General features: G+C 72.9%; 13 protein-coding genes. 8 read left to right on the forward strand and 5 right to left on the reverse strand.

Going from position 1 to position 12,092, the window contains the following annotated elements; translation table 11 throughout:
- Nucleotides 1-9: 9 nt before the first annotated feature.
- Nucleotides 10-1,008: a bile acid:sodium symporter family protein gene (locus ACFQQJ_RS06010; RefSeq protein WP_377105086.1), complete on the reverse strand. Its 999-nt coding sequence runs from the start codon at nucleotides 1,006-1,008 to the stop codon at nucleotides 10-12.
- 105 nt (nucleotides 1,009-1,113) lie between these two features.
- On the opposite strand from ACFQQJ_RS06010, the gene ACFQQJ_RS06015 reads away from it, so the two are divergent.
- Entirely contained in the window at nucleotides 1,114-1,917 is an 804-nt protein-coding gene (locus tag ACFQQJ_RS06015) for a TrmH family RNA methyltransferase (RefSeq protein WP_377105087.1), read from the forward strand.
- A 42-nt stretch (nucleotides 1,918-1,959) separates the two neighbouring features.
- On the opposite strand, the gene def is transcribed toward ACFQQJ_RS06015, so the two are convergent.
- A complete protein-coding gene (def, locus tag ACFQQJ_RS06020) occupies nucleotides 1,960-2,550 on the reverse strand; it encodes a peptide deformylase (RefSeq protein ID WP_377105088.1) in 591 nt (196 codons plus the stop codon).
- 211 nt (nucleotides 2,551-2,761) lie between these two features.
- Here def and ACFQQJ_RS06025 point away from each other — a divergent pair, with 211 nt between their 5' ends.
- Nucleotides 2,762-3,700 carry a tyrosine recombinase XerC gene (locus ACFQQJ_RS06025; RefSeq protein WP_377105477.1) on the forward strand — a complete coding sequence of 313 codons (939 nt, stop codon included), beginning with the start codon at nucleotides 2,762-2,764 and terminating at the stop codon, nucleotides 3,698-3,700.
- An 8-nt stretch (nucleotides 3,701-3,708) separates the two neighbouring features.
- Here ACFQQJ_RS06025 and ACFQQJ_RS06030 read toward each other — a convergent pair whose 3' ends face one another.
- Entirely contained in the window at nucleotides 3,709-4,662 is a 954-nt protein-coding gene (locus ACFQQJ_RS06030) for a peptidoglycan DD-metalloendopeptidase family protein (RefSeq protein WP_377105089.1), read from the reverse strand.
- A 313-nt stretch (nucleotides 4,663-4,975) separates the two neighbouring features.
- On the opposite strand from ACFQQJ_RS06030, the gene rpsB reads away from it, so the two are divergent.
- From rpsB to rlmN, 6 genes are all read left to right on the forward strand, one after another.
- Nucleotides 4,976-5,983 (forward strand): 30S ribosomal protein S2, encoded by a 1,008-nt coding sequence (gene rpsB, locus ACFQQJ_RS06035; protein ID WP_377105090.1) that lies wholly within the window; start codon nucleotides 4,976-4,978, stop codon nucleotides 5,981-5,983.
- A 14-nt stretch (nucleotides 5,984-5,997) separates the two neighbouring features.
- A complete protein-coding gene (tsf, locus tag ACFQQJ_RS06040; RefSeq protein WP_377105091.1) occupies nucleotides 5,998-6,813 on the forward strand; it encodes a translation elongation factor Ts in 816 nt (271 codons plus the stop codon).
- A gap of 370 nt (nucleotides 6,814-7,183) precedes the next feature.
- On the forward strand, nucleotides 7,184-7,897 hold the full coding sequence (gene pyrH, locus ACFQQJ_RS06045) for a UMP kinase (RefSeq protein WP_377105092.1): 714 nt from the start codon (nucleotides 7,184-7,186) through the stop codon (nucleotides 7,895-7,897).
- Between the two features lie 34 nt (nucleotides 7,898-7,931).
- Nucleotides 7,932-8,486, forward strand: coding sequence for a ribosome recycling factor (gene frr / locus ACFQQJ_RS06050; protein ID WP_377105479.1), 555 nt, complete (start codon nucleotides 7,932-7,934; stop codon nucleotides 8,484-8,486).
- Between the two features lie 63 nt (nucleotides 8,487-8,549).
- Nucleotides 8,550-9,365, forward strand: a complete 816-nt coding sequence (locus ACFQQJ_RS06055) for a phosphatidate cytidylyltransferase (RefSeq protein WP_377105481.1) — start codon at nucleotides 8,550-8,552, stop codon at nucleotides 9,363-9,365.
- The gene (gene rlmN / locus ACFQQJ_RS06060; RefSeq protein WP_377105483.1) at nucleotides 9,359-10,597 is read left to right on the forward strand and encodes a 23S rRNA (adenine(2503)-C(2))-methyltransferase RlmN; all 1,239 of its coding nucleotides are present in this window, start codon (nucleotides 9,359-9,361) and stop codon (nucleotides 10,595-10,597) included. The genes ACFQQJ_RS06055 and rlmN overlap by 7 nt, the downstream gene beginning before the upstream one ends.
- Nucleotides 10,598-10,630: 33 nt before the next feature.
- Here rlmN and ACFQQJ_RS06065 read toward each other — a convergent pair whose 3' ends face one another.
- Complete coding sequence (locus ACFQQJ_RS06065; protein WP_377105093.1) at nucleotides 10,631-11,725, reverse strand: LOG family protein; 1,095 nt, start codon at nucleotides 11,723-11,725, stop codon at nucleotides 10,631-10,633.
- Entirely contained in the window at nucleotides 11,722-12,069 is a 348-nt protein-coding gene (locus ACFQQJ_RS06070) for a DUF1330 domain-containing protein (RefSeq protein WP_377105094.1), read from the reverse strand. Before ACFQQJ_RS06070 ends, ACFQQJ_RS06065 begins: the two co-directional genes overlap by 4 nt.
- Nucleotides 12,070-12,092: the final 23 nt, after the last annotated feature.

The raw sequence follows: 12,092 nt of genomic DNA on the forward strand, positions 1-12,092 counted from the left end.
GCCCCGGGCTCAGGACGGCGAGGGCGTGGGATCGGCGGCGTCGGCGCCGGCCGCGCGCGCGTAGCGTCCGGCGAGGGCGCTGCACGCCATCAACTGCGCCTGGTGGAAGAGCACCAGCGGCAGCATCAACAGCCCCAGCGGCTGGCCGGCGAACAGGACACCCGCCATCGGCAACCCGCTGGCCAGCGACTTCTTGGTTCCGCAGAACTGGATCGCGATCGCGTCCTCGCGCGAGAAGCCGAGGGCCCGCGCCGTCCACCAGGTGAGGCCGAGCATCACGGCCAGCACCACCAGGCAGATCAGGAGCAGCACCAGGAGCGAGACCCAGGAGGTCTGCGTCCACATGCCCTCGCGCATCCCCGCGGAGAACGCCGCGTACACGACGAGGACGATCGAGCCGCGGTCGACGAGCTTCAGCTGGGGGTGGGCGGCGACGAAGCCCGCCGTCCACCGGCGCGACAGCTGGCCGAGCACGAACGGAAGGAACAGCTGGAGCACGATCTCGACGATGGTCGAGGTCGTGAACGCCACGTGGCCCGTCCCGCTCATCAGCAGCCAGCACAGCAGGGGGGTGAGGAAGACCCCGAGGATGTTGGACGCGGACGCGCTGACCACCGCTCCCGCGACGTTGCCACGGGCGATCGAGGTGAAGGCGATCGAGCTCTGCACGGTGGACGGCACGAGCGTCAGGTAGAGCAACCCCGACTGGAGTCCCGGATCGAGCACGGAGCCGGTGGCCGCGACCAGGGCCAGGCCGAGGAGCGGGAACGCGACGTAGGTGAACGCGAGGATGACGCCGTGGAGCCGCCAGTGCCGCAGGCCGGCGAGCGTCTCCGCGGGACTCAGGCGAGCCCCGTAGAGGAAGAACAGCAGGGCGATCGCTGCGGTGGTGGCGACCTCGAGGGCGTCGGCCCAGACGCCGGAGGCGGGAAAGATCGAGGCCAGGACGGCCGCCGTGACGATGGCGAGCAGGAACCGGTCGATCGGCAAGCGCGTGAGCCAGGACATCGCCGCACAGACTACCCAGCCTGCGGGTGGATGCCCGCCGTGGCCACGCCGGCGCACCGGCGACCGGCGTCCGGAGCGTCGAGCGCCGGGCATAGGATCACCGCCGTGGCCACCGTGATCCGTGTCGAGAGCGCGGCGGACCCGCGGCTTGCCGACTACGTGGGGCTGCGGGAGGCCACCCTCCGGCACCTGCTGGAGACCGAGCAGGGCGTCTTCATCGCGGAGGGCAGCAAGGTGATCCGGCGGGCCCTCGCCGCCGGCTACCCGCCGCGGTCCTTCCTGCTGGCCGAGCGCTGGCTGGCGGAGCTCGCCGACATCGTCGAGCCGCTGGACGCGCCAGTCTACGTGGTGAGCGAGCAGCTGGCGGAGGAGGTGACCGGCTTCCACGTCCATCGGGGCGCGCTCGCGTCCCTGCACCGGGTGTCACGGCACGGGGTGGCCGACGTGCTCTCCGGGCGACGCGTGATGGTGCTGGAGGACCTTGTCGACCACACGAACGTCGGCGCGATCATCCGGAACGCCGCCGGCCTGGGGTGGGACGGGCTGCTGGTCAGCGCGCACTGCGCCGACCCGCTGTACCGGCGCTCGGTGAAGGTCTCGATGGGGACGGTGTTCTCGCTGCCGTGGGCCCGGCTCGAGCCGCGGGTCGCGATCGGGGACCTGCTCCACGGGGCCGGCTTCCGCGTCGCCGCGCTCGCGCTGTCCGACGATGCCGTCGATCTCGCCGACTTCGCCGCGACCGTCACGCCGCAGGACCGGGTGGCGGTGCTGCTGGGGACGGAGGGGCACGGGCTGAGCGACGCCTGGGTCGCGGCGGCCGACGCCGTCGTGCGGATCCCGATGCGGGCGGGTGTCGACTCGCTCAACGTGGCCGCGACGAGTGCGATCGCCGGCTACGTGCTCGCCTGAGGCGGCCCTGCGACCGCCCGAGGGCTGGCCGCAGGCCAGCCGTCACTCGGCGGCTGAGGTCTTCCGCGGCGTCAGCGGCCAGTCCTCCGGGTAGAGGTGGGACAGTTCCTCGTGCTGGGCGTAGAGCTTCCGCCGCAGCCGGTTGGACAGCCGGTCGCCGAAGACCGTGCCCTTGAGGTGGTCGGTCTCGTGCTGCAGGCAGCGGGCGAGCAGCCCGGTGCCGTGCACGGTGACCGGGTTCCCCCACGGGTCGAGCCCGGTCACGGAGGCCTTGTCTGGGCGTGCCAGCGGCTGGTAGCCACCGGGCAGGGACAGGCAGCCCTCGTCGGTCGACTCGAGGTTGCGCTGGTCGCCCTCGGGCAGGATCAGCACCGGGTTGCAGATCGCGCCTACCCGGTTGACGTCGTCCTCGTCCGGGCAGTCGTAGACGAACAGCGACAGGTCCACGCCGACCTGGGTGGCGGCCAGGCCCACCCCGTGCGACGCCTCCATGGTCGCGAACATGTCGCGGACGAGCGTGCGCAGGTCGTCGTCGAAGCTGGTGACGGGTCGCGTCGGCGCGTGCATCACCGGTTCCCCCCAGCGAGTGATCCGTCGCAGCGCGCCGCCCGTGGTCAGCTCCTCGATGCCCATGCCCATCCGTTTCACGTCTCGTCGAACGGGTGTCATCTTAGGACCACCATCGCCGGGGCCCCCGACGCTGCCGCCCCTGTGCGCACCGATCCGGCGGACGCGCGGGAGGCCGCGCCGGCCGACCACCACCGGGCGCGCGGGTCCGCGACTCCCTGTTCCCCGGCGCGGCCGCTTGCGCGCCGGGGCGGGCCGGGGCGACGCTGGCCGGGTGGTGCAGCGCGAGGAGATCGGTCCGGCGGAGGTCGCGCTGCTGGCCGCCTTCGCCGACCACCTGCGGCTGGAACGGGGCCTGTCTCCCCACACCGTGCGCGCCTACACCGGTGACCTGACCAGCCTCTTCGTGCACCTCGCCCACGTCGGCGACGGGGGCGCCGGCGACGTGACGCTCGCCGACCTCAGGACGTGGCTCGCCAACCAGCACGCCACCGGCGCCGACCGCGCCACCCTGCAGCGTCGGGCGGCGGGGGCGCGCACGTTCTTCGCCTGGGCCGCCCGCACGGGCCGGCTGCCGTCCGATCCGGCGCAGTCGTTGCGCTCGCCGAGGGTGGACCGGCGCCTCCCGCCCACGATCGAGGTGGACCAGGCACGGGCCGTGCTGGACGGCCTCGCTGCGCGCGTCGACGAGGCGACCGAGCCCGACGAGCTGGCCGCGCGACGCCGGGACCTCGCCATGGTGGAGGTGCTGTACGCGGCCGGGATCCGCGTCTCCGAGCTCGCCGGACTGAACCTGCCCGACCTGGACGCCCAGCGCAGCCTGCTGCGGGTGCTCGGCAAGGGGGGGAAGCAGCGGACGGTGCCCCTGGGCGTGCCGGCGCTGAGGGCTCTGGACGGCTGGCTGGCGGTGCGCGGGCGTCTCGCCCGTCCGGCGGCGGGCCAGGCCCTCTTCGTCGGCGACCGCGGTGCCCGGATCGATCCCCGTGTGGTCCGCCGGCTCGTCCACCGGGCTCTGGCGGGCGTTCCCGACGCTCCGGACCTCGGCCCCCACGGCCTGCGGCACGCGATGGCGACCCACCTCCTCGAGGGTGGCGCGGACCTGCGCTCGGTCCAGGAGCTGCTGGGCCATTCCTCGCTGGCGACGACGCAGCTCTACACGCACGTGTCGGGCGACCGCCTGCGTCGGGCCTACCAGCAGGCGCACCCCCGGGCCTGAGCCGGTCGTCACCGGAAGCGCTCCGGGTCGACGTACCGGCCGTCGACAAGGACGCCGAAGTGCAGGTGACAGCCCGTCGACCAGCCGGTGCTGCCCACCGAGCCGACGACCTCGCCACGTCGCACCCACTGGCCGGGCCGGACGCGGTAGCCGGTGGCGTGCAGGTAGACGGTGACGAGGTGGTGGCCGCCCACGGTGCCGTGGTCGAGTTCCAGCCGGTGGCCGGACGCCGGGTCGTGGCTCACGCGGGCCACGCGTCCCTGCGCCGCTGCCCTGATCGGCTCACCGCACCCGGCCCGGAGGTCCACCCCGGCGTGCAGCCGCCACTCGTGGAAGATGGGGTGCAGCCGACGGCCGAAGCCCGAGCCCACCGCCCCCGGCACCGGCGGGTCGAGCACGCCCACCACGGCGCCACCTGCGCCGAGGGCGTCGTGCCGGTAGCCCTCGAGGGCCACCACGCGGGCCGCAGCGTCCCCGGGCAGCAGGCGGACCCCCGAGGTGCCCAGCAGTTCGAGCGGGTCGAGATACGCCTCGCCGCGCCTCAACCCCCAGTGAAGGCACTGCCCGCCGGGGCAGGCGTGGCCCGCGGCCAGCCGGCCGATCACCTGCCCGGTCGAGACCCGGGTGCCCACCCGCACCAGGGGACGGACCGGGAGGTAGGTCGTGCGCAGTTCCCCGTGCGAGACGACCACCACCTCCCGTCCGGCCACCGTTCCGGCGAAGACGACCCGACCCGCCATGGCCGCCACCACCTCGGTGCCCACCGCGCCGAGCAGGTCGACCCCTCGATGGCCGGACAGCCACGGCATCGCCGGCGGGTCGAACCCGCGGGCCACGGGACCGGCGAGCGGCAGGACCCCCCATCCCGCCGCCCGCGCGGGAGCGGCCACGGCGACCGCCCCCGCGAGCGCGACCAGCACCGCCGTGAGCCACGCGACAGCGTGGTTGCGCACCGTCCCCATACCGCCATCCTCCGCGGGCCGGGCCCGTGCCGCGTCAGGGCGGGGCGCCGCCTGTGGACAACGGGGCGGTTGTGGACGACGGGCGCCGCGGCCCGGTTGGCGGGCGCACCGCCCCAGCGCGTACAATCTGCGCAGCGTCCCGGCAGATCCGGGTCGACTTCGCACGCAGTCCTACCGCCTCAGGGCGGGCCGGCCCCGTGGTCCCAGCGATGGGTGGGCACCCGGCGACCGCGTCAGGCGGACCGAAGAGCTCGGTCCGGACAACCCAAGCGGGTCCGGCATGCCCGGACACCCCGCGCAGAAAGGAACGGCCATGGCCGTCGTCACCACGCGCCAGCTGCTCGACAGCGGCGTCCACTTCGGGCACCAGACCCGCCGGTGGAACCCGAAGATGAAGAAGTTCATCTTCACCGAGCGCAACGGCATCTACATCATCGACCTCCAGCAGTCGCTGTCCTACATCGACTCGGCATACGCCTTCGTGAAGGAGACCGTCGCGCGCGGCGGCCAGGTCCTGTTCATCGGCACCAAGAAGCAGGCCCAGGAGGCCATCGCCGAGCAGGCCACCCGCGTCGGCATGCCCTACGTCAACCAGCGCTGGCTGGGCGGCATGCTCACCAACTTCGGCACCATCAGCAAGCGCATCGCGAAGATGAAGGAGCTCGAGGGCCTGAACTTCGACGACGTCGCCTCCTCCGGCCTCACCAAGAAGGAGCTCCTCCAGCAGAAGCGCAAGAAGGAGAAGCTGGCCAAGACCCTCGGCGGCATCCGCGACATGCACCGCCTCCCGCAGGCGGTCTGGGTGGTCGACACCAACAAGGAGCACCTCGCCATCGACGAGGCCCGCAAGCTGCGGATCCCGATCGTCGGCATCCTCGACACCAACTGCGACCCCGATCACGTCGACTTCCCCATCCCGGGCAACGACGACGCGATCCGCTCGGTGGCGCTGCTGACCCGCGTGCTCGCCGACGCCGTGGCCGAGGGCCTGCTGGCCCGCTCCGCCGGCGCAACCACCGGCGAAGAGGTCGAGCCGATGCCCGACTGGGAGCGTGACCTGCTCGCCGGCGCGACCGCGGCCGAGGCTGTGGCCGAGCCGACCGTCGAGGACGTCGTCGTCGTGGAGCCGGTCTCCGCCGCCGTCGCCGAGGAGCTCGCCGTCGAGGCGCCCGCCACCGAGGACGTCCCCGCCGAGGCTCCGGTCGAGGAGGCTCCGGTCGAGGAGGCCCCCGAGGCCGCGGTCGAGGAGGCCCCGGCCGCAGAGGCCGTCGCAGAAGAAGAGGCCGCGACGCCGGCCAAGCCCGCCAAGAAGACCAAGTAAGGAACACCGAAGTTATGGCAACGATCACTGCCGCGGACGTCAAGAAGCTCCGCGACGCCACCGGCGCCGGAATGATGGACGCCAAGAAGGCCCTCACCGAGGCCGACGGCGACTTCGACGCCGCCATCGAGATCCTCCGGGTCACGGGCGCGGCCAAGATGGCCAAGCGCTCCGACCGCGAGGCCAGCAACGGCCTCGTCGCGTCGGCGGGCAAGACGGTCATCCAGCTGGGTGCCGAGACCGACTTCGTCGCGAAGAACGCCGAGTTCATGGCGCTCGCCGACGAGATCGCCAAGGCCGTGGACGCCGCCGGCGCCCACGGTGTCGAGGCGGCCTCCGCCGTGGCGCTCCCGTCCGGCCAGACCGTCGCGGACGCCGTCGCAGAGCTCAGCGCCAAGATCGGCGAGAAGCTCGAGCTCGCGGCGGCCGCCACCTTCGCCGGCCCGGTCAGCGTGTACCTGCACAAGCGGTCTGCCGACCTGCCGCCTCAGGTGGGCGTGATGGTCGAGTTCGAGGGCGGGGACGAGGCGTTCGTGCGGGGCATCGCGATGCAGATCGCGGCCATGTCCCCGGCGTATGTCACCCGCGACGAGGTGCCCGAGGCCGTGCTCGAGAACGAGCGCAAGATCGCCACCCTCACCGCGCAGGAGGAGGGCAAGCCGGAGGCCATCATCCCCCGGATCGTGGAGGGCCGCCTCGGTGGCTTCTTCAAGGAGGTCTGCCTCGTCGAGCAGGCGAGCGTGTCCGACGACAAGCTCACCGTCGGCCAGCTGCTGAAGAAGAACGGGGTCGAGGTCAAGCGCTTCGTCCGGTTCGCCGCCGGCGCCTGAGCACACCGCACCACAGGACGGCCGCCCAGCTCGCTGGGCGGCCGTTCTGCGTCCCCGTCCAGCCGCGTCTGTCCGCGTCCCTCCGCCCCTCTCGATCCCGCCCTTGCCACCGAGTGCAACTCTCGCCGCCGGAATTCCGGCAGCAGGAGTTGCACTCGGGGGCGCGAACGGCCGCTGGGCGTGCGGCCGGTGGGGAACCGGGCGCCAGGTGGGGAGCCGGGCGCCAGGTGGGGAGCGGGGCGCCGGCGACAGGGCGGGCGGCGTGACCGGGACAGCAGGAACGGCGGGCGAGCGGGCGCCGCTTACGCGGGGCGGCGCCTCGTCGTCTAGGGTGGTGCCGCATCCCCGAACACCTGCCCGAGGAGAACCCATGACCAGCCCGTACCGCCGCGTCCTGCTGAAGCTCTCGGGGGAGGCGTTCGGCGGCGGCAAGCTCGGGGTCGACCCCGACGTCATCTCCGGCATCGCCGCCGAGATCGCCGAGGTCGTCTCCAGCGGCGTCCAGCTGTCGATCGTCACCGGCGGGGGGAACTTCTTCCGTGGCGCCGAGCTGCAGACCCGCGGCATGGACCGCGCCCGCGCCGACTACATGGGCATGCTGGGCACGGTCATGAACGCGCTGGCCCTCCAGGACTTCCTGGAGAAGGCCGGCGCCCAGAGCCGCGTCCAGACAGCGATCGCGATGGGCCAGGTCGCCGAGCCGTACGTCCCGCTGAGGGCCATCCGCCACATGGACAAGGGCCGCGTGGTCATCTTCGGCGCCGGGTCGGGCATGCCGTTCTTCTCCACCGACACCGTGTCCGCGCAGCGGGCCCTCGAGGTGCACGCCGACGTCCTCCTGATGGCCAAGCAGGGCACGGACGGCGTGTACGACTCCGACCCCCGCACGAACCCGGATGCCAAGCGCTACGACGAGCTCACCTACGACGAGTTCCTCGCCGCCGACCTGAAGGTCGCCGACGCCACGGCGGTCAGCCTGGCCCGCGACTACGCGCTGCCGATGATCTTCTTCGACCTCGGCGTCACCGGAAACATCGCCCGGGTGGTCGCAGGTGAGAAGATCGGAACCACCCTGCACGCGTGAGCGCGCAGAGAACGAGAAGGGAAGGGACCTCGTGATCCCCGAGATCATCAAGGACGCCGAACACAAGATGGCCGTGGCCGTCGACCACGCCCGTGAGGAGTTCGCCGCCATCCGCACCGGACGGGCCCACCCGGCCATGTTCAACAAGCTGATGGTGGACTACTACGGCGCGCCCACGCCGCTGCAGCAACTGGCCACCTTCCAGGTGCCGGAGGCCCGCACCGTGCTGATCACGCCGTTCGACCGCGGCGCGATGCACGGCATCGAGAAGGCGATCCGCGACTCCGACCTCGGCGTGAACCCGGCCAACGACGGCAACGTCATCCGGCTGGTCATGCCGCAGCTCACCGAGGAGCGGCGCCGGGAGTACATCAAGGTGACCCGCCACAAGGCCGAGGAGGCCCGGGTGGCGGTGCGCAACGTCCGTCGCCACTCGATCGAGGCGGTGAACAAGCTGGTCAAGGACAAGGAGATCAGCGAGGACGACGCCCGCGGCGCGGAGAAGCAGCTGGACGCGGCCACCAAGAGGCACATCGATTCCGTCGACGAGCTGCTGAAGGCCAAGGAAGCCGAACTGCTGGAGGTCTGAGTGGCCGACGGCGAGCCGCAGGACGCCGCCCCGCGCACCTCGCGTGCGGGGCGGGACCTGCCCATGGCCATCGTGGTCGGGCTGGGCCTGTTCGGGTACGTGGTCGCCACGCTGACGTGGTGGCCGGTCGGGTTCATCGTGCTGCTCGTCGTGCTCACCAGCCTCGGGGCGGTGGAGCTCCACCACGCGCTCAAGCGCGTCGGCATGACGTCGGTCGTCGTGCCCGTGGTCATCGGCAACATCTTCATCATCGGCGGTTCCTATGCCGCGGCAGTGTTCCAGCCGGTGACGCGGATGCCCTGGCACGTGGTGCTGCTGGGCACGATCGGCGGCACCGTCCTGCTCGCGCTGATCTGGCGCATGTTCGGCGGGGCGGAGGGCTACGCCCGCGACAGCGCCGCGAGCGTGTTCATCATCGGCTACGTCCCGCTCCTCGCCTCGTTCGTGGGGCTGATCCTCGCCCAGGAGCACGGGGTGGCGAAGGTCGTGGCGGTGCTGCTGTGCATCACCGGGAGCGACACCGGGGGCTACGCCGCCGGCGCCACCCTCGGCAGGCACCCGATGGCCCCGAGGATCAGCCCGAAGAAGACCTGGGAGGGCATGGCCGGTTCGGTGGTCCTGGCCAGCGTCGTGGGCATCCTGATGGTGGTTTTCGTGATGAAGCAGCCGTGGTGGTTCGGCCTGCTGCTGGCCGTCGTCGTGGTGATCACCGGCACGGCGGGCGACCTCATCGAGTCGCTGATCAAGAGGGATGTGGGGATCAAGGACATGAGCTCGTTCCTGCCCGGCCACGGGGGTGTCATGGACCGCCTCGACTCCACCCTGGTCGCCGCACCGGCGGCCTGGCTGCTGTTCACCCTCGCCGGGGTCAGCTGGTGACCGGCCTCACCCCGGAGGAGGAGTCGGCCTACGCCGAGTCCCTCGCCCACGCGGAGGCCGGACGGACGGTGCCGCTCGCCCTCGGCGCCCCGCGCCGGGGGAAGCCGCCGCGGCACTGGGCCGACCTGGACGCCGCGGAGCGTGCGGACGCGGTCGTCGCGCTCGGCCTGCCGAAGTTCCGCGCCGCGCAGCTCACCCGGCACCTGTTCGAACGGCTCCAGGCCGACCCCGCGGGGTGGACGGACATCCCCAAGGCCGAGCGGGCCGTGCTCGCCGAGCGTTTCGCCCCGTCCCTGCTGGACCGGGTGCGCGACCAGGCGGCCGACGCCGGCACCACAGTGAAGACGCTGTGGCGCCTGCACGACGGCTCCCTGGTGGAGAGCGTGCTGATGCGCTACGGCGTCCCGGGCATCCGCGCGAGCGGGTCGGGACGGGAGCGGGCCACGGTCTGCATCTCGTCGCAGGCGGGCTGCGGGATGGCGTGCCCGTTCTGCGCGACCGGGCAGGGAGGGCTCCAGCGCAACCTGAGCACGGCGGAGATCCTCGCGCAGGTGATGGACGCCGCCCGCCGGTTGCGCGACGGCGAGGTGCCCGGGGGACCGGGCCGGGTCAACAACATCGTGTTCATGGGCATGGGCGAGCCGATGGCGAACTACACCGCCATGATCCGGGCCGTCCGGACGATCGTCGCGCCGGGGCCGGACGGGCTCGGCATCTCCGCCCGGGGTGTGACCGTCTCGACCGTCGGGCTGGTGCCGCAGATCCGGCGCCTGGCCGCCGAGGGGCTGCCGGTGACGCTCGCGGTCAGCCTGCACGCGCCGGACGACGAACTCCGCGACATGCTCTGCCCGATCAACACCCGCTGGAACGTGGCCGAGGTGGTCGGCGCGGCCCGCGCCTACTTCGAGGCCACCGGACGGCGGGTGTCGATCGAATACGCCCTCATCCGCGACGTGAACGACCAGGCGTGGCGTGCCGACGCGCTCGCGGACGTGCTGCGGGCGCCGGGCCTCCAGGGCCGTCCCGGCGGTTTCGGCTGGGTGCACGTGAACCTGATCCCGCTCAACCCGACTCCCGGCTCGAAGTGGACGGCGTCGCGGCGCGGCGACGAGATCGAGTTCGTCCGCCGCCTCGAGGCCAGGGGGGTGGCGGTCACCGTCCGCGACACCCGCGGCCGGGAGATCGACGGCGCCTGCGGGCAGCTCGCCGCCACCGAGACCACGCGCGGCTGACGCCGTCACCCGGCGACGGGCTCCATCCGGCCGTCAGCCGAGCAACGCGGGTACCCCGGCCACGCCGTCCACCAGATGGATCGCGCCGGCCATGGGCCGGCCGTCGGCGAGCGCGGTGAGCAGTGGCCAGGCCGGGCGCGTCCGCGTCCAGTACTCCACGCCGACGAGCACCAGCGGCGGCAGCGGCTCGCCGGGGGCAGCGTAGAAGCGGGGGGTGACGGCCTGGAAGACCTCCTGGACGGTGCCCGCCGCTCCCGGGAGGCAGACCAGGCCGCCGGAGGCGTGCCGGAGCAGGACGTCCTCGCGGATGGCGTTGGAGAAGAGCTTGGCGATGCCGGCGCTGAACACGTTGGGCGGCTCGTGGCCGTACAGCCAGGTGGGGATCCCGTAGCTGTGGCCGCTGAGCTCCCACCGGTCGCGGACCGCCATCCCGGCCCCCACCCACGACGCGACGTCGTCGGCGAACCGCGGCCGCTCGGCCAGCAGCGCGAGGGCCGCCTCGAGGGCGGACACCGGTCCCCGCAGCGCCGCGCCCAGGTTCACCGCCTCCATGGCCCCGGGTCCGCCGCCGGTGATCACCGTCCGCCCGGTCGCGGCCAGCGCGCGGCCCAGGTGCGCGGCCCCCGTGTAGTCCGCGGACCCGCGCAGGAGCTGGTGGCCGCCCATCACCCCCACCGCGCCGTCGAGGCCGACGTCGTCCAGCGCCTCCGTGATCGCGTGGTCGTGCAGGGTCATGGCGAGCTCGCTGGTCAGGCTGCGGTGCCGGCCGACGTGGCGCCACCACCGGTACACCCGGGCGTCGAAGGTGTAGCGGTGGCCCTTGTCGAGGCCCGCGTACAGCTCCTGGGGCGTGTACAGCCCGGAGCGGTAGGGGTTGAAGGGCAGGTCGGGGAGGGTCGGGAACACCAGCGCCCCTGCGGCCTCCAGCGCGGCCTCCACGCCGGGGGCGAACGTGCACCCGAGGAACACGGCCCGGGTCACGTCGGTGGCCAGCAGCGCCGCGCCGTGAGCGGTGAGGTCGAGCGACTGCAGGTAGCACTCGGCGAGGCCCTGGCCGGAGGACAGTCGCGCGTCGAGCTGGGCGAGCGACTCGATCTCGCCTCCGGTTCCCGGAGGGGGGCTGGTCACGCCGCTCCCGGGTCCGTGCCGTGGACCACGATCGTGTCGCAGTCGGCCCCCGCGAGCCGGTGCCGCAGGACCTCCTGGTACTGCGGGGAGCGGTACCAGGCGAGCAGGTCCTCCTCGCCGGGGAAGCTGATGATCACCGAGCGCGAGTACGGCCAGCTGCCCTCGAGGACGGTGGGGGAGGCGTCCACAGCCAGGTAGGTGCCGGTGGAGCGGGCGAAGACCTCGCCGCAGGCGTCGAGGTAGGCCCGGTACTCCACCTCGTCGTGGATGCGGATGTTCGCCACGAAGTAGACCGTCATCGTCGGCCCGCCGTCCCGGGCGTACCCACCCGCGAGCCGGGACACGCAGCGGACGCCGGCCGTCGCGG

Source organism: Propionicimonas sp. T2.31MG-18 (genome assembly GCF_964266745.1).
Lineage (GTDB): Bacteria > Actinomycetota > Actinomycetes > Propionibacteriales > Propionibacteriaceae > Propionicimonas.

Excerpts from the sequence above, each read along its gene's own strand:
- def (WP_377105088.1), bottom strand. The coding sequence starts at position 2,550 with ATGGGCATCGAGGAGCTGACCACGGGCGGCGCGCTGCGACGGATCACT.
- ACFQQJ_RS06010 (WP_377105086.1), bottom strand. The coding sequence starts at position 1,008 with ATGTCCTGGCTCACGCGCTTGCCGATCGACCGGTTCCTGCTCGCCATC.
- rpsB (WP_377105090.1), top strand. The coding sequence starts at position 4,976 with ATGGCCGTCGTCACCACGCGCCAGCTGCTCGACAGCGGCGTCCACTTC.
- ACFQQJ_RS06030 (WP_377105089.1), bottom strand. The coding sequence starts at position 4,662 with ATGGGGACGGTGCGCAACCACGCTGTCGCGTGGCTCACGGCGGTGCTG.
- pyrH (WP_377105092.1), top strand. The coding sequence starts at position 7,184 with ATGACCAGCCCGTACCGCCGCGTCCTGCTGAAGCTCTCGGGGGAGGCG.
- ACFQQJ_RS06055 (WP_377105481.1), top strand. The coding sequence starts at position 8,550 with ATGGCCATCGTGGTCGGGCTGGGCCTGTTCGGGTACGTGGTCGCCACG.
- tsf (WP_377105091.1), top strand. The coding sequence starts at position 5,998 with ATGGCAACGATCACTGCCGCGGACGTCAAGAAGCTCCGCGACGCCACC.